15 protein-coding genes and 3 tRNA genes are annotated in these 19,912 nt (G+C 41.5%); 17 read left to right on the plus strand and 1 reads right to left on the minus strand.

Translation table 11 applies throughout. The features are described 5' to 3' along the window. Positions 1-72: 72 nt before the first annotated feature. The 4 genes from PYS60_RS01740 to hemW all read left to right on the plus strand — a co-directional run bounded on the left by PYS60_RS01740 (position 73) and on the right by hemW (position 4,339). Positions 73-198 carry a ryptide family R-Y-crosslinked RiPP peptide gene (locus PYS60_RS01740; RefSeq protein ID WP_315570292.1) on the plus strand — a complete coding sequence of 42 codons (126 nt, stop codon included), beginning with the start codon at positions 73-75 and terminating at the stop codon, positions 196-198. 17 nt (positions 199-215) lie between these two features. Beyond that, complete coding sequence (locus tag PYS60_RS01745; RefSeq protein ID WP_315570294.1) at positions 216-1,601, plus strand: radical SAM/SPASM ryptide class RiPP maturase; 1,386 nt, start codon at positions 216-218, stop codon at positions 1,599-1,601. Beyond that, entirely contained in the window at positions 1,602-2,780 is a 1,179-nt protein-coding gene (locus PYS60_RS01750; protein WP_315570296.1) for a ryptide export MFS transporter, read from the plus strand. A gap of 245 nt (positions 2,781-3,025) precedes the next feature. Continuing rightward, positions 3,026-4,339, plus strand: a complete 1,314-nt coding sequence (gene hemW, locus PYS60_RS01755; protein ID WP_315570298.1) for a radical SAM family heme chaperone HemW — start codon at positions 3,026-3,028, stop codon at positions 4,337-4,339. A gap of 80 nt (positions 4,340-4,419) precedes the next feature. On the opposite strand, the gene PYS60_RS01760 is transcribed toward hemW, so the two are convergent. Continuing rightward, entirely contained in the window at positions 4,420-4,791 is a 372-nt protein-coding gene (locus PYS60_RS01760; RefSeq protein WP_315570300.1) for a hypothetical protein, read from the minus strand. Between the two features lie 434 nt (positions 4,792-5,225). On the opposite strand from PYS60_RS01760, the gene PYS60_RS01765 reads away from it, so the two are divergent. The 13 genes from PYS60_RS01765 (at position 5,226) to PYS60_RS01825 (ending at position 19,871) form a co-directional block, all read left to right on the plus strand. After that, a tRNA-Lys gene (locus PYS60_RS01765) sits at positions 5,226-5,298 on the plus strand. Between the two features lie 292 nt (positions 5,299-5,590). After that, positions 5,591-7,576, plus strand: a complete 1,986-nt coding sequence (locus PYS60_RS01770) for an ABC transporter substrate-binding protein (protein WP_315570302.1) — start codon at positions 5,591-5,593, stop codon at positions 7,574-7,576. Next, positions 7,561-8,076 carry a signal peptidase II gene (gene lspA / locus PYS60_RS01775; protein WP_315570816.1) on the plus strand — a complete coding sequence of 172 codons (516 nt, stop codon included), beginning with the start codon at positions 7,561-7,563 and terminating at the stop codon, positions 8,074-8,076. The genes PYS60_RS01770 and lspA overlap by 16 nt, the downstream gene beginning before the upstream one ends. Next, on the plus strand, positions 8,060-9,148 hold the full coding sequence (locus PYS60_RS01780; protein WP_315570304.1) for an RluA family pseudouridine synthase: 1,089 nt from the start codon (positions 8,060-8,062) through the stop codon (positions 9,146-9,148). The genes lspA and PYS60_RS01780 overlap by 17 nt, the downstream gene beginning before the upstream one ends. A gap of 70 nt (positions 9,149-9,218) precedes the next feature. Then, positions 9,219-10,205: a PhoH family protein gene (locus PYS60_RS01785; RefSeq protein ID WP_315570306.1), complete on the plus strand. Its 987-nt coding sequence runs from the start codon at positions 9,219-9,221 to the stop codon at positions 10,203-10,205. A gap of 3 nt (positions 10,206-10,208) precedes the next feature. Continuing rightward, positions 10,209-12,566, plus strand: a complete 2,358-nt coding sequence (locus PYS60_RS01790) for an HD family phosphohydrolase (protein WP_315570308.1) — start codon at positions 10,209-10,211, stop codon at positions 12,564-12,566. Then, the gene (era, locus tag PYS60_RS01795; protein WP_315570310.1) at positions 12,550-14,244 is read left to right on the plus strand and encodes a GTPase Era; all 1,695 of its coding nucleotides are present in this window, start codon (positions 12,550-12,552) and stop codon (positions 14,242-14,244) included. Before PYS60_RS01790 ends, era begins: the two co-directional genes overlap by 17 nt. Before the next feature lie 4 nt (positions 14,245-14,248). Further along, positions 14,249-15,130, plus strand: coding sequence for a DNA repair protein RecO (recO, locus tag PYS60_RS01800; protein WP_315570311.1), 882 nt, complete (start codon positions 14,249-14,251; stop codon positions 15,128-15,130). Between the two features lie 70 nt (positions 15,131-15,200). Next, the gene (locus PYS60_RS01805; protein WP_315570312.1) at positions 15,201-15,947 is read left to right on the plus strand and encodes a YebC/PmpR family DNA-binding transcriptional regulator; all 747 of its coding nucleotides are present in this window, start codon (positions 15,201-15,203) and stop codon (positions 15,945-15,947) included. Positions 15,948-15,968: 21 nt separating this feature from the next. Continuing rightward, positions 15,969-17,519, plus strand: coding sequence for an ATP-binding protein (locus tag PYS60_RS01810; RefSeq protein ID WP_315570314.1), 1,551 nt, complete (start codon positions 15,969-15,971; stop codon positions 17,517-17,519). Between the two features lie 118 nt (positions 17,520-17,637). Continuing rightward, positions 17,638-17,708 (plus strand) — tRNA-Gly (locus tag PYS60_RS01815). 9 nt (positions 17,709-17,717) lie between these two features. Continuing rightward, positions 17,718-17,791: transfer RNA gene (locus PYS60_RS01820), tRNA-Arg, on the plus strand. A 142-nt stretch (positions 17,792-17,933) separates the two neighbouring features. Then, positions 17,934-19,871 (plus strand): toprim domain-containing protein, encoded by a 1,938-nt coding sequence (locus PYS60_RS01825; RefSeq protein ID WP_315570818.1) that lies wholly within the window; start codon positions 17,934-17,936, stop codon positions 19,869-19,871. Positions 19,872-19,912 lie beyond the last annotated feature (41 nt).

The raw sequence follows: 19,912 nt of genomic DNA on the forward strand, positions 1-19,912 counted from the left end.
ATCCGGTCAAAATAAGATGTATATTTTAATAGTAAGCTTACAATAAATTAAAAAGATATGAGGTGAAATAAGATGCTTATTGAGTTTACAAAAGAAGAATTATTACAAATGAAATCTATTGATGAGTTAATGGAAGCGGCGGAGAATAATGACTGTGAATTTGTTCCCGGTGAACCTATTATTCGTCGTAGATACTAAATATTAAGGTGCTGAATATGATTTACGAATTAGAAGGTGGGAATCTAAATAAAATAACTGAAAATTATCATGTGAAAAAAGTTTCACTAATTTCGGTTTACCAAAAACAAATAAATGATAAATTTACTCTTTTAATTAATTCTTTTAAAAATAAAGTGTTAGTAGTAGAGAGTAACAAAATTAATAATGGTACAATAGAAATAGATTCTACTGTGAGTGAATGGTTAGAGACTCCCTCTTCTAATTCTGATTATTTTAAATGCTGTGAATTATATGATGAAAAAATGATTTTAGAATCTAAAAAGAAGATTTTAATCTCTTTAGTGCTTACTTATTCTTGTAATTTGCGGTGCAGTTATTGCTTCCAACAAAAATATGATAAATTGTCCAGAAAACCAATTACTTTGGAAAAGTTAGAAATAATTCTTGATAAAATTTCATTAATTATTCGAGAAAATCCTGATATTCAAGTTTCTATAGGATTGTTTGGAGGAGAACCGCTGTTACCTAAAAATGAGTTGATTATTGATAGGGTTTTTAAATATTGTGTTGATCATAGGCTGAAGATAGGAATAACAACGAACGGAGTCTTTTTGCCTTATTTTGCAAAAAAATTAATAATATATAGAAGCGTTATAGCAGCTGTTGCCATAACTGTTAATAGCTTACCGGAAAATTACGAAAAGATTGTTGAAATAACAAGAGTTGCCAATAATGTAGAAAAATTATTGGATGTTACTGATTTATTGTTGAGTTATGGAGTAACGATTGACGTTGGAACAAATTTTGATAAAACTAATATTCAGCAACTTGTACCGATGTTTTTTTATTTTAAGAATAGAGGATATTTTGCAAGAAAAACATTCTATTGGAATATAGGTAGAGTTGATAATCGCTTGTTTGATACCAACTATGATGATTATATTTTATCGGAAACAGATATTCTTTTAGAGTTGATGAAAATTCATGAACCTATTCCGCCGAATCTTCATGCGGGTTTCATTCAAACTTGTAAGAATTTGACTGATAAATTGAATCTTTCGTTTAATGAAATTCAATGTAAAGGAATTTATAATTACTGTTGGAATGTTTCTCCATATGATAGGGTGTTTTATATAGATAACAACTTAAATTTATTCAGGTGCACTGTTACAGTTGGACGACCAGAGTATATTTTAGGAAATCTACGTAGTTTTGATTTGTTGAATTATCAAAATGATACAAAAACTTTTTTAGATTATAAGGAATGTCAAAAATGTGAAATAGGCGGCTTGTGTTCAGGGGGATGTAAATTATCTGCAGATATTGATTTTTATAAACAATGTCGTTGGGAAAAAAAAGAGTTTGAAAACTTTGTAAGTAATATTCTTATCCCGGTAATAGTAGAAAAAATGAGGTATTAAATGAGCAAAGAGATAAAAAAATTGCTGATTTCGCAGGCAGTCGCCAATTTAGCGGATGTGTTTTTACGCGTAGTTATTATTGCCAATGTTTTTATAATATCCGGTTCTGTTATTGCGACTTCAATGGTTCCGATACTTATCGGCTTAGCTTCATTCTCAGCAAGTTTTTTAGTACCGTTAGTTACTAAAAAGGTAGCTTTGAACCGAGTTCTTTCTCTAACTCAATTAGGGAAAACGGTCCTGTTGTTTGTGCTATTGCTGCTGCTTTATTGCAGTGAGACAGTCCATGTAAGTATGTTGTACATATTTATTGTATCTATTTCTTTGCTTGACGGTTTTGCTGCGCCTGTTTCTTATGCTATTGTGCCGCAATATGCTACTGATTTAGGCCGGGCGAATGCCGCCTTATCCATGAGCGGAGAGGGTGTACAACTTGTAGGCTGGGGTTTGGGAGGACTTTTGTATGCTGCTTTAGGCATACAGTTAAGTAGCGTTGTTATTTTGCTGTTATTTACGGTGGCGACGATTTTGATGTTTACATTAGCGCCAGTAAAAATAAAAACGTTGGCAGCAGAAACAAATTTGGAAACAGTTATAAAAGGTTGGCGACTTGTTTTAACAAAGCCGCCATTGCGATTTTTAGTGACGGCCAATCTGTTGGAAATAATTGCCAATACAATTTGGGTCTCATCCGTAATTCTTGTTTTTGTGACGGAATATTTACATCAGACTGAAAGTTATTGGGGATATGCCAATACAGCTTATTCTATCGGTATTTTGCTCGGCGGTGCGATTGTTTTTCGTTTGTCGGAAAGATTTTTGCAATCGAAATGGAAAACTATCTTTTTTTCTTTGATTTTCATGACTATTGTTACGACTGTAATTATTTTGTATGCAGAAGCGATTACTTTCCTGCTTCTGTCCTTGGCTATCGGTGTGTTTTGTCAAATTAAGGAAGTGCCGGAAAGCGTATTTTTGCAGGAAACTGTCGCCGAAACGGAACTTGTTAATGTTTATGCCGTCTTTGAAGTTGTTTCAGCTTCGGCATTTTCGTGTTTTGTTTTTTTAGTAAGTTTAATTACCGATTCGTTCGGAGTTCTGTACGCTTTTTGGCTGGCCGTTATTTGCCTGTTGGCGGAAAGCTTTTTGGTATTTATTAATAGAAAACAGCTACAGTAATTTTCTGAGCTGCTCCGTCTGCACCTTGCACAAGCCGGCCGGGTTTACCGGCTTGCCCCGCATCTCTTTTAATTGCTTTGCCGTAATGGGAATAAGTACGGCAGAGTTTTTTTTTTGATTTTTACAAAAGAAAATTGATGCAGCTTTCTATCACCTTACAGCAAGCTTGTAAAAATCTTAGTATATAATATTAGCAACCGAAGAGCAGAAATTAAGAGCTGAATTTGACGGAAAGGGAGAAGTGTATGAAAGCGTTTCAAGCGCAAAGTGTAGAGCATGCCTATATACATATACCTTTTTGCCGTCATCTGTGTACATATTGTGATTTTTGTGTCCTGCCGTGTTCGGATATTTTGCAGACACGCACTTCCAAAAATGCGAAATTTATCGGGCCGTATTTACAAGCTTTGCAGCATGAAATAACTGCTGTTGCGCTTAATTGGCGGAAACAGAGATCGGATTTGCTAAAACCGTTGAAAAGTTTGTATTTCGGCGGCGGCACGCCGGGAATTTTACAAACGGAAGAGTTGGCGACGCTAATCAGCTTGTGCCGGGAACAGTTCGGTTTGACGGATACTTGTGAGCTTACTCTGGAACTTAATCCTTGCAACTATCAACATTTGGACCTGAAATATTTGCACAAATTAGGCTTAAATCGTGTTTCGTTGGGTTTACAGACAAGCAATCTTCAATTGCTGAAATTTTTGGAAAGAGAACATCGGGCGGAAGATGCCGTAGCGGCGGTAGATTATATTCGGGCGGCCGGAATCGACAATATTTCGTTAGATTTAATAGTAGCTTTACCGGGACAGGACATGGCGGCGGTGGCGGCAGATTTGGCCTTTGTTCTGAACTTGAAACCGCAGCATGTTTCAGTCTATTCTTTGATTTTAGAAGCAGGATCCAAGCTCTATCAGCTGTATGCCCGGTCAGCTTGTTGTCAAACGCGAACTTCAGGGGCGGACAGCAGTGTGATTAAGGCTTTGCCGAGCTTACCGGATGAGGATACGGAAAGAGAGATGGTACATTATGTGCAGAACGCCTTGTGCCAAAGCGGTTTTCGCCATTATGAAATATCGAACTTTGCGTTGACAGCAGACTTTGAAAGTCGGCATAATACGGCAGTCTGGGCGGCAAGACCTTATTTCGGCTTCGGCTTAAGTGCCGGTTCTTATTTAGCCGGTGTCAGGCGCACCAATACCAAACAAATCAAGCATTATATTGATGCTTGGAACGTCCTGCCGTCAAATTCTGCAGATTTATCGGAGAAAGAACTCTATCGAACTGCAATTCTGACGGAGAAGAATACCCAAACGGAAGCGATGGAAGATTATTTTGCTTTTGCTTTACGTTATTTATGTGGGGTAAAAATTTCTGATTTTGAAAAATATTTTGCCTGTGCCGTACCGGCAAGAATCAAAGAAATATTAGACTGGGGCTGCGGCCAAAATTTATTGCAAACGAATGAGCAAAAGTCTATTTATTATGTAACTGAGAAAGGGCAGGATTATTTAGATGAAATCAGTCGTCGACTTCTAGGTTGCTTGCAGGAGAACTAGGGCGGAAAGTTCGGGCTGAAAAAGGGCAGAAAAAACCGGTTTGCAGGGAAACCGGTCAGCAATTATGCTTAATATGAGCTTTATTGAATATCTGCAGCAAAAGATTTGACATTGCGTAAATCAAAGTTTTTGATTTGCATTGCTTTATCATGAACATCTAATTTATATTCCTGATAATCGCCGTTCGCTTTGAGCTGCGGGAATTTTATTTCGCCCAGATCCGCTTTTTTACCGTCTTTCATTTCTACGTGATAATGTAAAACGACATTTTCTTTGATATCTTTGGAGTTGTTGTATATTTTTCCTTCAATTACTACGCGCTTGCTATCCCAATCGGTTGTTAAATAGTCAACAACTTTGAAAGCTTTAGACTTACTTTGGCAGGCGACTAAGCAGAGCGGCATGAATGCTATTAACAACAACAGGGCTAACAATTTTTTTAAGTCTTTCATAATAACCTCCTATATACGAAGTTCCGATTCGCAGGATTTAAATGTTATTCGCTTATTTATAAGCACGTATTTATAATAAAAGAAGATTTTTTTCTGTCAATCAATCTTATCTGTTTTCGGTATAATTTCAGCATATTGCTTAATTGTAAAATAAATATTTCAGCATTCTGCACAAAACTAAAGACTATAAGCAACGAATATCCTTGAAAAAAGGGGAAATTGAGCGTGACACTGAGAGTTAGAAGCAGCAAAGAAAATGAATGCTTTTAACAAATGTCAATAGTGTAAACAAATATTTGCTTTATCATCGCAGAGAGCAGAAGGCCTAGGAAAGGGTGCGTACGGACTTTGATTGGAATGTTTACAAATTATACAGTATCATCCCTTGACAGCTAACGGTATGAGAGGTATTATACAGAAGCTGATTTTGTTATGCACCCTTAGCTCAGTTGGTAGAGCAACTGACTCTTAATCAGTGGGCCTGGGGTTCGAGTCCCCAAGGGTGCATTTTTGAAGGTCTTACATCTGTAAGACCTTTTTTATTTGCGAAATAATACGAGTTTGCGTCATGTCGGGCTTATGATGTGTTGATTGCGCGAGTTACGAAAAATTCGGGAGCTTGTGCCCGGATTTTGTGCGGAAAACTTATAATACTTTCTTAGGTATAATAAGTATGTAATAGCTCCGGTCGAGTTATCAAGCAAGAGTTACACAACATTACTATCAGAGATTATTATGGTAAAATTGAATGACTGATTTAGTTTGGACAAAAGACAAAGGCGGTTTATAAATAAAAATAATGGGTAAGTTGGGAGCAATCGGCAAAAACAAAAAGAGCTTGAGCCTTATTTTGGGCTTGACGCTGCTGTTAACTTCCTGCCATGCCAAAATTGCCGAGCGTCCGCTTTACAAGCGTGACTTGGGTGTTAAAAGCGGAGAATCCGATTCTAAAATGTTGCCGCTGAACGGGTTACCGGGAAATCAGACGGACCGGCCGAAAACGACAGTTACAGCACCGAAACCTTCCACTGCCGACGATAAGGGCACCGAAAAGGAAACAGCACCCTTGAAACAGGCAGGCTCGCCGTCTGCAACTTTAACGCCGCAGGGGAAAATTCGTCAGGCGTTAGGCCGGGAGGCGGAGAACAAATTTGACCGTGATGCAGCTTTGAAAAATATCAGCAGTTTGCAGAATGTTCCGGTTTTTAAGCAGAAAGTCTTGCGCCTGGCACTTGTTGATGCCGCTGATTATCATCCTTTTGTTGAGCGGGATGAATATGATCAGGTAATCACCCGCTTGCTGTTCAGAAGCCTTTTTCGCATTGATAAATACAAGCGCTTAACCAAGGATCTGGTTAAATCCTATCGCTATTCCAACGATATGAAAGTTTTGGAAATTACTTTGGATGAACAGGCGATGTACGCCGACAAAACGCCGATAGATGCCTACGACGTTATTAAAGCTTTCAATTTGTTGGCAATACCGAAAAATGATAACTTCGAATCTAAATTGGCTCAAGTTTCCCCGTATTATCAAACTTTGCAGTCCGTAGATAAAGTTGAACAAATAGGAGCATACGGCTTGCGCTTTTATTTGAAGAAACCTGATTTGTTCTTAGCTTACGCCTTAACTTTTCCTATCGTTAAAAGTAATGAATTGTATAACAAGGGCTTGAATAATTTTACTGCTTCCGGTGCTTACAGCCTCAGTCATTACAGGCAGACGGACAGCGAAACTGCAGCAGAAATTAAACAACTTAAGGAAGCATATGCTTTTGCTAAACAACGACCTTTGGGCGAACGACCGAAATATTTTAATTCATTAATTCAGCGCTTTGCCGTGTTCGATTATCCTTCGGAAGATGCTGCTGTCTCTGCTTTTTTAGCCAAAAATATTGATTTGTGTTATACCTGGCCTGCTTATACGGATGAATTAAAGGCGCGGGAACATTATGTTTTCCATTCCGAAGCGGCGGTTAATTTAACTTTTAATCGGCCGCAGATTGCCGATGCTGCCGGAAGTCAGGAACAACAGGAAAAATTGGCGGATTATTATGCCGATGTGCAACTGCTTAAAAGCAAATTAAGCAGCTTTTACAATGATAAATTTCTTTTTCGGGAAGTTGATCCGGCTTTATCGCCGGCGGCCTACAATTTTACCGATGAATTATTTCGACCTTATAAATTAATTCCGGCTTATCCGCTTAATCGTTTGATTCGTGAGCGGAAAAATTTGGCCGGAGATTTTAAGCAAAAAAAATGGCAAATTATAATTCCTGCAAATTTAAGTTTCGGGGCCGATATTATCAGCCGTTTACAGCAAAAATTCACCGAGATAGGCTTAAAGGCCGAGTTTACGTCCGTAGCGTTGAGCAACTTTCAAAACGCAGTCAAACAAAAACCGTGGGATATTGCCATATATCCGTTGCTGACTCACCGTATACCCGATATCGGTTATGAATTGAAAGAGCTCAGTAACGGGAGATTCTGGCGGCGAAATTATACCCAGGCTTTTTTGCCGGAATTTTATCTCTATCCGAAGCAGGCACAGAGCATAATTGACGATTTGGAGGAAATAAAATTAACCGATTCGATGCTGAGTCCTTTGGAAAATGTGACTTATCAGCAGAAGTTCAGTGAATTATACCAGTATACCAATAATATGCCTTTATTAAAGTATAATCGGGCATTATACTTACAGGACAGCTTGCGCGGCGAATTGGCACCGTTTGCTTTAAACCCGTTGGCGGGAGTGGAGGATTTGTGGATATGGTCTACCCCATAATAGTTATTTTGTTAGTTGTAATTGATCAGATGTTGAAATACAATTTTTGGCATTATCTGGAAATAAACGGTGACCTTGTAATATTTCCCTGGCTCAATTTGAGCTTGGCTTTTAACACCGGGGCGGCCTGGAGTTTTTTGGCCGATACGAATTTCGGTATTTACTTATTGAGCTTTTGCTCGCTGTTTTGCAGCGTAGCTTTGGCCTGCTATTTTTATTGCTTCCGCCGGCAACTCGATGCGCCGGCTAAATTGGGCTTAGCTTTAATTATTGCCGGTTCTCTCGGCAATTTATGCGACCGGGTGTATTTGCATAAAGTTGTAGATTTTGTTGATTTTCATCTCGGGAATTGGCATTTTCCGACCTTTAACGGTGCCGACAGCTACATAACTTTGGGAATTCTGCTTTTGTTGTTGTTGCTTTTAACCGGCCGTTTGCATTTACCGCTTTTATATGAGAACAAGAAATTAACAGGTGAAACTGATGGGCGAAATAAGTGAAAACGATTGGGAACTGCAAAAAATTCTGGGTCAGGGGCAACAGGTTCTGCTGCCTGCCGGCGTCCGCTTGGATCAGGCCTTAGCTCAAGTTTTGCCGTTCAGTCGCAGCGAGATTACTCGCTTCTTAAAAGCTCCGTGTCTGGCGCCGCTCAAACAGCCGAGTGAACTTAGAAGTTGGCAAGCTGAAATTGCCGCTTTGACAGGTAAATTGGAAGAGCAGCAATTGCCGGCAGCTTCCATTTTACAGGAGCAACGGCAATTGGCGTTGGCATATTGGTCTTGGTGTGCCAGAAAACCGAGCTACAAGAGCGACAAAGATGAACTTTACTTTTTTCTGCCGCCGTTAGCCGCCTTGGATAATTACTTTTTACAGGCGGAGTATTTGCCGCTCAATATTATTTATGAAGATGAATATTTATTGGTCCTGGATAAAGAAAAAGGAATAGTTGTGCATCCGGCAGCGGGAAATTGGCATCATACTTTGTTGCAGGGCGTTTTATATTATTTGCAGAACAAAGAGGGAGATAATGTTAAACCTTATTTAGTTCACCGCATAGATAAGGACACTTCCGGATTGCTTATTGTGGCTAAGACTAAAGCGGCTCAAAGTCGATTACAGGCCGATTTACAGGTGCATGCCGTTAAGCGCATCTATCGGGCTTTGGCCGAAGGCGTCTTTTCTGAAAGTAAGTTTAAAATACAGGGAGCTTTGGGACGAGACAGCCGGAATCCCTTGCGGAAGGCGATCGTTCCGGACGGTAAACAGGCTGTCACGCATATTACTTTGCTCAAACAATATGTTAACTGTGCCTATGTGGAAGCAAGTCTGGAAACGGGAAGAACCCATCAAATCCGGGCACATTTGGCGGCTTTGCAGCATCCTTTGGTGGGCGATGTGCTGTATGGTGCGAAAAAATTTCCGGCTGCCGTTAATCTGCCTGCAGGTCAATGTCTGCATGCGCGGAAGTTGGAATTCACCCATCCGATAACTCTGGAAAAAATGGCTTTTCTTTCTCCCTTGCCGGCTTATTTCAATTCTGCTTTGCAATTAGCGGAAAATGGTATAATCTAACAGTAACCTGTCCGGAATCGGCAAAGTGAAGACTTTCTTTTATTAATGTTATAATTAACGCAGAGGTGTTATGCAAAAGATTATAGAAATGACTCCGACGCAAAGCTCGATGCTTTTAGGAGCATATAACAAGAATGTACGTAATTTGGAGCGGGATTTTCTTTGCACCATTGAGCCTGCGGCCGCCGGATTGGTCCTGAACGGTGAAGATGAGGCCAAGCTGGAGCAGGCAGCCTTAATTGTTGAGCGTTTGTATGATTTATTGTGTAAAGGACATAATTTAACGGAGCAGACGAGTTGCTATTTAGCTGACAGTTTATTGGCAGGAGATAGCGAACAGGTAGCGAGCTATAATCCCGATTTAGTTTGTGTTACAGCCAAAGGCCGTGAAATTAAAGCTAAGACCAAGGGTCAGGCGAATTATGTTAAAGCTATTCTGCATAACGAAATAACCTTTGCTATCGGACCAGCCGGCACGGGCAAAACGTTTTTGGCAGTAGCAATTGCCGTTAACGCCTTCCGCAAAAAGGAAGTAGATCGTATCATTTTAACCAGACCGGCAGTTGAAGCGGGGGAAAAGCTGGGATTTTTACCGGGAGATTTACAAACAAAAGTTGATCCTTATATGCGTCCGCTATATGATGCTTTACAGGAACTTATGGGAGTAGATCAGTATCTGAGCAACTTGGAGAAAGGTCTGATTGAAGTTTCACCTCTGGCCTATATGCGCGGCCGAACGTTGGATAATGCTTTTATTATTCTGGATGAAGCGCAGAATACAACGCCGGAACAGATGAAGATGTTTCTGACCCGCTTGGGATTCAATTCCAAAGTTGTCGTGACGGGTGATTTGACGCAGATTGACCTGGAAGTTAAGCAGCGTTCCGGTTTGCAGATTATTAAGCCGATTTTACAGCATATAGAGAGTATTAAATTTATCGAATTAAATAATTTGGATGTCGTACGTAATCCTTTAGTCCAGAAAATTGTAGCGGCGTATGAAGTGTATGACAAGGAAAAAGGTGCTCGTTTTCGCCGGAAAAAGAGTGAACGGTGATTTATGCGTTTTGATTTCAGAAAGTTAAGTAAATTTGCACGTTACAGTATAGCTTTATGCTTGTCTGTATTACTTTTAGGCGTGATTTATTGGCAATTTTTGCCGGAAAAATATGATCTGCATGTCGGTCAGGTTTCCCAGTATGATATTGTGGCGACTCACAGTCTGGTCGATTACAATGCGACTCGTTTGAAAGCTATAGCGGAAGCCAGCGCAATCAGCCCGATATTTGCCCGTTCCGAAGAAATGTCGGCCAAGTCGTTGGCGAAGCTGGATGATTATTTATCGCAAATTTATCAATACCGTCTGCCCGTATGGCAGGGTTTTGCCCAAGTCAGCGGCGAAAAATTGAAAGATACGTTGTCCGATGCGCTGGCCGATTTTAAGAATACATTCCCGGAAAATTCGGAAGAAGGCGCTAAACCTGATACGGACGCCGCTTTGCCGGCAAACGGTGAAAAAGATAAAGACAAGGCTGCGGACAAAGATAATGCCAATGATAAGGATGCGGATAAAGACAGCGATTCCAAGTCGCAGGCAGCCCCGGCTAAAAAATCTGAACCGGCGAAGATTAAGGAAAAGGTAAAAGAAAAAGTTGAGGCCTCCTATCCGCATAAAGCGACATTACAGAAACTCGCCGATAAAATCAACGATTACAGTCGGGACCGGAATGTTTATGTTTCAAGAGCATCGGCTACCTTGTTGGCGGAAGCCGAACCGAGTGTGTTCATGTCGCTGGTTATTGAACTGCGGACTGTAGCCAAGTCGATTATGAGTCAGGATCTGAACAAAGAAAAATTGGATATTACTATTACACATAAGTGCAGTAAATTGGTGGAAACAGTTAAAAGTTATGCCGATTTGTACGGGGTCGGAGCACCGATTCTGCGCAGCTTGCTTGCTCCTAATTTGCGCTATGATGCTGAAGCGACGAAAGAGGCGCGTACGACGGTTTATGAACGGGCAATGAAAAACCCGGTGCAAATTCATCGCGGTACCAGAATTGTCAATTATAACGACGTCATCAGTGAATCACAGTATGAAAATTTGAAACAGTTGGGTTTGTTGGTGCAGGAATCTACGCCCAATTATCAGTATTTGTTGATTTTGCTGTGCATGTATATCGTTTGCCTGGGCATGAGTATTATTTACTTGAACGGACCTTTGTCCGACTATAATGCCGGCAGAGGCTCCAACTTTATTTTGATCGCCAGTGCCGTGATGGTTATTTTAGCTGCTTTATATACGTCGAAACTTTCAGCGTCGCTTATTCCCATTCCGTTTTTTGTCCTGATAGCAGTCGTGTATTTCAGTGCCGGAGATGCTCTATTTTTGAGCTTGGATTTGGTGATCTTTTTGAGTATTCTCAGTAAAAATACTGTCAGTCATTTTGTCGTTTACACTTTTGCGACTTTGATTATGATTTTAATTATGAGTTTTTCCAAGCAAAAAGTTAATTATCTGCTGCTTATTGTTGCGTCGACTCTGGCCATGCTTTTGGGCGCTGCTGTTTATGTGGTCTTTGAAAATCAGACTTTATTGGAGGCCTGTCGGATAATAGCTTTGTGTGTTTTGAACGGCTTGCTGAGTTCTTTGCTGGCAGTCGGAATAATTCCTTTGTTGGATTTTACTTTTGCCGCCGTTTCACCGATGCGGCTGGTAGCTTTGGCTCAACCGGATGCACCGCTTATGAAACGTCTGTTTATGGAAGCTCTGGGAACTTATCAACATTCTATGATGGTAGCCAACTTGGCCGAGTCGGCTGCGGAAGCTGTCGGGGCCAATACTTTGCTGTGTCGAGTAGGCGCTTATTACCATGATATCGGTAAATTGGAACAACCTTTGATGTTTACGGAAAATCAGGACGATTATAATCCGCATGATGATTTACAACCGGAAAGCAGCTATAAAATAATTACCCGCCATGTAGCTATGGGGCAGAAAATTGCCCGGCGCTATCGTTTGCCCCAGGCTTTGATTAATATTATCAAGCAGCATCACGGAACAACCGTTCTTTTCTATTTCTATAAAAAAGCGGAAAAAGAGCATGAAAAACTGCATTTGGTACCGGTAAATAAAGATGATTGGCGCTATCCGTGGGAGAGTCCGACCAGTAAAGAAGCGGCAATTATTATGTTGGCTGATTCTTTGGAAGCGGCGATGAAATCTACCGGCTATCGGACTTCAAAAGAAGTGGAAGAATTATCGCGTAAAATCCTTCATGACAAAAACAGCCAGGATCAATTGATTAATTCCGGTTTGTCTTACCATGATGTTGAAAAAATATTGGCGGCTTTTACGCGCGTTTACGCCGGAGTGTTTAAGGAAAGGGTAAAATATCCAGATGTTAGCAAGAATTAAGTTGTATCATGATTTTGAAAGTGCGGCTGAATTTCAGGCACAATTTGCCGTGCCCGATTCTTATATGGCAGCGTGTAATTATAATTTAGATATCTTATTGGATGCCTGGCAGGCGGCATTGACGAAACTTTTGCAAACGACTTTGCAAACGGGGGCGGCGAGCTTATTGAAGAGTTTGGAGAACAAGGCCGATTATGTCGAAATGAATGTTAATCTCGGTTCAGCTGCAGCTATTAGAAAACTGAATAAAGAATATCGGCAAAAAGATTATGTGACGGATGTTCTGTCTTTCCCGCATTATGAATTAAAAGAAGGAAAGCTGTTGCAGCCTCTGATGCCTTATGATTTGGAACCGGAAATGCCGGAAGAAGCAGATGTTGCCGAAATGTCGGCGGAAGATGAAGAGCGTATGGCCCCGAAAGAGGTCTTTAATTTAGGCGATATTTATTTATGCGGTGATAAAGTGCGGGAACAGGCGGAAAACTACGGCCACAGTTATTGGCGGGAGTTCAATTTTCTTTGTTGTCACGGTTTCCTGCATGTTTTGGGCTATGATCATGAAGAAGGACAAAGGGAAGAAAGTCTGCAATTTGCGCTGCAGGATCAGATTTTAGGTAATTTGCTGATTTTACGGGAAAATCCGGAACTCAAACCGGCGGAATTGATAGCCTTGGCCAAAGAATATAATGAATCTCCTTGCTTGCCGCTGACAGCAGTGCCGCAAGCGCAGACAGAAGATTTGCCGGCAGATTTCAAGTCCGGTTTTGTGGCTATTGTCGGGCGTCCGAATGTCGGCAAATCAACGTTACTGAATGAAATATCGGGAGCGTATTTGGCTATTACTTCAGCGAAAGCGCAGACCACCAGAGATAATATCAGAACGATTTATAATACCAAAGACAGTCAGATTATATTTACCGATACCCCCGGTGTACACACAGCTGCTGATAAACTGGGAGATTATATGAATCAATCGGGCTTGGCAGCCATTAAAGATGCAGATGCAGTTTTACTTCTTGTGGATGCGGCTTATGCTTATCCGGGCAAAGTTGAGCATAAATTGCTGGAGCGTTTGAGCGAATTGCACAAACCGGCAATTCTTGTAATCAATAAAGCCGATACGGTAGTTAAACAAAAGCTTTTACCGCTGATTGATGCTTACAGTAAGTTGTATCCGTTTCAGGCCGTCGTGCCGATTGCAGCCTTAAAAAGTGACGGAATTGCGGAACTTTTGACGGAAATTATTCGCATTTTGCCGCAAGGTCCGAGATATTATCCTTTAGACTATTTTACCGATCAAACCGAACGTAATTTATGTGCGGAGTTAATCAGAGAACAAGTTTTGAAGTATTATCACAAAGAGTTACCGTATGGAGTTGCTGTGGAAATTGAAAAATTTGCCGAAGAAACGGATGAGACCGGGGAACGCTGCTTGGTAAAATTACAGGCGGCGATTATTACGGAGCGCGCAAGTCACAAAAAAATGTTAATCGGCAAAGACGGACAGGCGATCAAACGGATGGCTTCATCTGCCAGAATTAAGATCGAGGAGGCACTGGAGTGTAAAGTCTATTTGGAGGTACGGGTCAAGGTGCGGGAAAATTGGCGCGATAAGTCGATTTATCTCAATGATTACGGCTATAACCTGAAAAAAGCGCAGAATCGACCTTTACAATAATTTTATGGATAATAACGGTCATTATAAATGTCAGGCGCTGCTTTTACGGGTCAGCGCCAAATTGCCCGGCGGACGCTTTATTAAAATTTTCAGCCCGCAAATCGGAGTTATCAGCTGCTTTGAACAAAAAGGTAAAGCTGCCGGCAGCGATAATGCTTTTACTTCGCTCAAGCCTTATTTTTTACCCGATTACAGCTATGTCGATTTGGATCTGTTTTCTCACCGCGGAAAATATTACTTAAGCGACTTCAGTGTAATTTACCGCTTTTCTCTTTTAACTCGTAGCTTGCCGACATTAGCGGCAACAAGCCTGATTCTCGATTTGTTGACCGATTTGGCTACAGACAGGGAGCAGGCCCGGAAACTTTGGCCTTATACATTGTATGCTTTGAGCGCTGTTGATAAACTGGCTGAAAATTCAGTTGATCTCAGTGTTGTCAGAGGAATTGCGGCAACTTATATTTTACGGTCCTTGGCTGAGAGCGGTTACCGCCCGAATTTGGATTTACCGTCTGCTACGACGGCCGAACGAACCTGCTTTTCTTTTGCTGCCGGCAGTTTGCAGACTTATAGGCAGACGGAGGCGGATTCTTCGCTTACTTCCGTGCAGGAGCTTTCCGGTAATTGCACAAATCTTTTAAGGTACATTTGCAGCTGCCCGGTACAACGTTTATACAATATAGTTATAAGTCCGGAGTTGAGTGCATATCTTTGGCATTTTGCCGAACGTTGGCTGGCTTATAATTTAGAAAAAGAATATTCCGGGCAGAAATCTTTGGATGAGTTACAAAAAGACAGCGCCGCCTTTTTGGATCTGGCAGCACAAATAGCTCTTAAAAGAAGGGGTAGGGACCAAGGTGCGGCTGACAAATTTGTGTTAAAATAGGAATGTTATGAAAAATTTTCAGTTCGAGTCGGCAATTTTGCTCGGATAAACATATATTAGGAGGAACAATATGTCAGGACATTCAAAATGGAATAATATTAAGCGCAAAAAAGGTGCAGCTGATGCTAAGCGCGGTGCTGTATTTACCAAAATCGGGCGTGAAATTCAAGTTGCAGTTAAAATGGGCGGTCCTGACCCGGATGTTAATTCGCAATTGAAAGATGTTATTGCCAAGGCGAAAAGTAATAATATGCCTAACGATACCATTCAACGTTCAATTCAAAAAGCTGCCGGTGCCGGCGCTAATGAAAATTATGAATCGGTTACATACGAGGGTTACGGCCCTGCCGGTGTAGCAGTTTTAGTGGAGTGCTTAACCGATAATCGTAACCGTACAGCCGGAGAAGTCAGACACAGCTTTGATAAGCACGGCGGTAATTTAGGTACCAACGGTTGCGTTTCTTTCATGTTCAAGCGCCAGGGATCTATTTTGTTGGCAGCTGATGACACGGACGAAGACGCTTTAATGTTGGAAATTTTGGAGTGCGGCGGGGAAGATCTGCAGGCGCAAAAAGATGAAGATGATGAGTTGGTCGGTTATTGCGTGACGACAGCAGCTGATAATTATTATGCGGTCAAAACGGCCTTAGAAGCAGCCGGGCACAAAATTCTGGAAAGTCAACTGGAACGGGTACCTGATAACTATATCAGCGTTAAAGACCCGGAACAGGTGAAAAAATTGGAGAATTTAATTGATACCTTGGAAGAAAATGATGATGTACAGGCCGTATATCATAACTGGGATGAAGAAGAATAAGGCGGACGGAGAAGGTTACAGGTGAAGAAAGATTTACCTAAAATAACTGAAAAAGAGAAACAGGCTGAGGCGGTACAGGGTCGTCTCGGCTTGTTTGCTTATTGGCGCCGTAAATTGCCGGAATTACCGGATTTTTCCGGTGAAACTAGGAGCTTGCGCAAAATTGCTCGTGCCGTTTGGCATGATACGGGTAGAATTCTGCGGCAAGTCACACGCAATACCGCCAATTTGCAACTCAAAGGTAAACTGTTGCCGCACCGGCGCCAACATACACCCAAAGATCAAGTTTCTTTGCCTGAAATTGAAGATGAGAGCGAGTTGTATAAGCTGCAGGAGACGAAGTCTGTAATTTCAGCGCCGGAGCAGGAGGCTGATTCTGCTGTCAAGTCGAATTTACCGCTCTTTTTACAGAACAAAGGTCAAAACATTCCCGATTTTGATGATCTTAAGCGCTTCCCGAACAGTGAACCGGAACTTGCCTTAGCTGCCCGGGAACAAGATCCGGCCCGGGAAGCCAAAATGCCTCTTGTTTTGGAGGAAATGAAGAAAAAACTGAATTTTGAATTCTTGAACGTTAAAACCGATAAACTCGGCAGCAAGGCAGTCAGTAAAGACAGTTCTTATGATTTGAGTAAATTGGATGAGACGCAAAGCCGAGCGATTTTAAGCAAAATTTATGTTGTAGCGTTCGTCGGTCCGTCCGGGACGGGGAAATCTACCAGAGCCAATCAGGTAGCATTTTTATCAAAATGCAGTTATATAATTGACGATGCTTTGTTGATTAAAGAAAATCATATTGTCGCCGGCAGTTCAGCCAAACGGGCCGGAACTAAAATCGAGTCGGTGCGGCAGGCGATTTTTTTCGATCCGATTCGGGCCCAAACCATGCGGCGCGCTTTGATCAGCCAACAACCGGGGCGCTTATTAATTCTAGGTACAAGTGAAGCGATGATTAAAAAAATCTGTAAAGCTTTGTGGCTGCAATTTCCGTCCGAGTGGATCAATATTACGGATGTGGCTACTGCAAGTGAGATTAATCAGGCCCGTTACAATCGAATTCATACCGGTCAACATGCAATTCCCGTTCCTTCGATGGAATTGAAGCATGAATTTTCCGGCTCAATTTTTGAACCTTTGAATCTGTTACGGCAACGCTTTATTAACAAGGAAAGTGAAAATAAAGATAAAGAGAACGGTAATGTACCTTTAACAGCCGCATCGGTTTTAATCAGTGGCGGTAAAATGCCGCTGCAGGTGGAGCAAAGTATTGTTCGACCGAGTTTTTCCGTTTTGGGACACTACAGTATTACCGATCAGGCGTTAAAAAATATTGTTTTTTACAGTTTACAGAAAGTTAAAGCGGTACATCGCTTGCGGGACTGTGAAGTGCAGCAGGAAACAAGCGGCCTGGTTTTCAAAATTAAGTTATCACTGTATTACGGCTATAATGCGCAGAAGGCCTTGCAGGAGGCGCAGGCGGCCGTTATTGAGGCGGTAAGTAATTTAACGGCGATGAATATTTTGCAGGTGTCATTATTAGCCGAGGCGCTGGTGGTGAAAAAAAGCGAGTGATTCTATATTACCGGGATCGTTAGCGTGCTTGAAAGCGGGGGCTATATCTATTACTTGCTATATTAATATTTATCTTGCGCTGAACGGTATATCTATGTATAATGATTATTGCTTTTATGCAGGTGTAGTTTAGTGGTAAAACTTCAGCCTTCCAAGCTGACTATGAGGGTTCGATTCCCTTCACCTGCTTCAGTATATGGGCTCATAGCTCAGGTGGATAGAGCAACAGCCTTCTAAGCTGTGGGTCAGGGGTTCGAATCCCTTTGGGCTCATATTTTATTAAGCCGGATGCTGTGCACCGGCTTTTTTCAGCTTTACATCAGGACGCAGTTAGGCGATTCCAATTGACATAATGAGGCGGCAATAGTGAAAAAACAATATGATAATGCATCTATATCGGCGTTAAAAGGCGCCATGCGTGTCCGCTTGCGTCCGGCCGTTATATTCGGTTCGGATGATCTGAATGGCTGCGAACATGCTTTTTTTGAAATATTATCCAATTCTATAGATGAGGCCAGAGAAGGCTTCGGTCGGGAAATAATTGTTAAATGTTACAAAGACGGTTCTTATTCCGTGGAAGATTTCGGCCGCGGTATACCGTTGGATTATAACGAACGGGAGCAAAGATATAATTACGAGCTGGTCTACATGGAATTGTATGCCGGCGGCAAGTATAACAATGCTGCAGGTCAAGATTACAGCTACAGTTTGGGGCTTAACGGCTTGGGAGCCTGCGCAACACAGTATGCGTCAGCTTATTTCGACGTACAGGTTAAGCGGGACGGCTTTCTTTACGAATTGCATTTTGAAAAGGGTGAAAACATCGGCGGTTTGCACAAAAGCCCCTGTAAAAGCAAAAAAACGGGAACTTTTCAGCGCTTTTTGCCCGACACTGAAGTCTTTACGGATGTGAAAATTCCGGCAGATTATTTTCGTCTGGTCCTGAAACAGCAGGCAGTAGTTAATGCCGGAGTAACTTTTACCTTTATTGATGAGAATACGGGGGAAGAAGAACACTACTGCTATGAACGCGGCATAGAAGGATATTTGCAGGAACTCAATGCCGATAACGGTATCAGCGACGTTTTTACTTTTGCAGAACAGGGCCGCGGCAGAGATAAAGCTGATCGACAGGAATATGATGTTAAAATTGAAGTGGCTTTCGCTTTTAATAATCATAATCCGCGCCAGGAATTTTATCATAATTCCAGTTGGTTGGAATACGGCGGTTCACCGGAGAAAGCGTGTCGGCAGGCTTTTACTTACGCTTTTGATAAAGTGTGCAAAGAACGGGATAAATACAAAAACAACGAAGGAAAAATTGTTTTTCAGGATATTGCCGATTCATTATTATTGGTTACCAATTCTTTTTCTACCAGTACTTCTTATGAAAATCAAACCAAAAAAGCGATCAACAATCGTTTTATTCAGGATTTTATGACGGAACTTTTGAAATCACATTTGGAATTGTGGTTTATTGAGCAGAAAGCTGTGGCTGATAAAGTTCTGGAGCAGGTGCTGATTAACAAGCGTGCCCGTGAAAGTGCCGAAAAACAGCGGATAACGGTTAAAAGTAAATTACAGGGAAAAGTTGACATTACCAATAGAATAAAAAAATTTATTGATTGTCGCAGCAAAGACGCGAATTGCAAGGAGTTGTATATCGTAGAAGGCGATTCGGCTTTGGGTTCCGTCAAACTGGGGCGAGATGCCGAGTTTCAGGCCGTAATTCCGCTTAGAGGTAAGATTCTGAACTGTTTGAAAGCCCCTTTAAGCAAAATTTTTCAGAGCGATATAATCATGGATTTGGTGCGGGTGTTAGGTTGCGGCGTCGAACTTAAGCATAAGCAAATAAAGGGCGTAGGTGAATTCGACCCGGATTTATTGCGTTGGAATAAAATAATAATTTGTACCGATGCTGATGTTGACGGCTTCCAAATTCGCACTTTAGTTCTGGCGATGCTTTACCGTTTAGTCCCCACTTTGCTGAAAATGGGCAAAGTCTATATAGCCGAGTCGCCGCTTTACGAAATAACTTATATGCCGAAAGGTAAAGGTGACAGTATTACTTACTTTGCTTATGACGAGAAAGAAAAAGCCGCTTTGCTGAAAAGTTTGGGACAGGCGAATTGTAAGTTACAGCGTTCCAAGGGCTTGGGTGAAAACGAACCGGATATGATGTGGCGTACAACTATGAATCCGCAAACAAGACGTCTTATTCAAGTTACCGACGAAGCGGAAGCTGAAATGCAGGAGATATTCGATTTGCTGCTGGGTGATAATCTTAACGGCCGGAAAGAATTCATTGCCGCCAACGGACATAATTATTTGGAACTTTTGGATTTGGATTAAACGAAATTGTGGCTTAATTAAGAGAGAATACGGATATGAAA

The sequence above is a fragment of the Amygdalobacter indicium genome (assembly GCF_029101545.1).
Taxonomy (GTDB): Bacteria; Bacillota; Clostridia; order Saccharofermentanales; family Fastidiosipilaceae; genus Amygdalobacter; species Amygdalobacter indicium.

Bases quoted from the DNA above. Each gene is read 5' to 3' on its own strand.
- PYS60_RS01740 (WP_315570292.1), top strand. From the start codon at position 73: ATGCTTATTGAGTTTACAAAAGAAGAATTATTACAAATGAAATCTATT.
- PYS60_RS01745 (WP_315570294.1), top strand. From the start codon at position 216: ATGATTTACGAATTAGAAGGTGGGAATCTAAATAAAATAACTGAAAAT.
- PYS60_RS01750 (WP_315570296.1), top strand. From the start codon at position 1,602: ATGAGCAAAGAGATAAAAAAATTGCTGATTTCGCAGGCAGTCGCCAAT.
- hemW (WP_315570298.1), top strand. From the start codon at position 3,026: ATGAAAGCGTTTCAAGCGCAAAGTGTAGAGCATGCCTATATACATATA.
- PYS60_RS01760 (WP_315570300.1), bottom strand. From the start codon at position 4,791: ATGAAAGACTTAAAAAAATTGTTAGCCCTGTTGTTGTTAATAGCATTC.
- PYS60_RS01770 (WP_315570302.1), top strand. From the start codon at position 5,591: ATGGGTAAGTTGGGAGCAATCGGCAAAAACAAAAAGAGCTTGAGCCTT.
- lspA (WP_315570816.1), top strand. From the start codon at position 7,561: ATGGTCTACCCCATAATAGTTATTTTGTTAGTTGTAATTGATCAGATG.
- PYS60_RS01780 (WP_315570304.1), top strand. From the start codon at position 8,060: ATGGGCGAAATAAGTGAAAACGATTGGGAACTGCAAAAAATTCTGGGT.
- PYS60_RS01785 (WP_315570306.1), top strand. From the start codon at position 9,219: ATGCAAAAGATTATAGAAATGACTCCGACGCAAAGCTCGATGCTTTTA.
- PYS60_RS01790 (WP_315570308.1), top strand. From the start codon at position 10,209: ATGCGTTTTGATTTCAGAAAGTTAAGTAAATTTGCACGTTACAGTATA.
- era (WP_315570310.1), top strand. From the start codon at position 12,550: ATGTTAGCAAGAATTAAGTTGTATCATGATTTTGAAAGTGCGGCTGAA.
- recO (WP_315570311.1), top strand. From the start codon at position 14,249: ATGGATAATAACGGTCATTATAAATGTCAGGCGCTGCTTTTACGGGTC.
- PYS60_RS01805 (WP_315570312.1), top strand. From the start codon at position 15,201: ATGTCAGGACATTCAAAATGGAATAATATTAAGCGCAAAAAAGGTGCA.
- PYS60_RS01825 (WP_315570818.1), top strand. From the start codon at position 17,934: ATGCGTGTCCGCTTGCGTCCGGCCGTTATATTCGGTTCGGATGATCTG.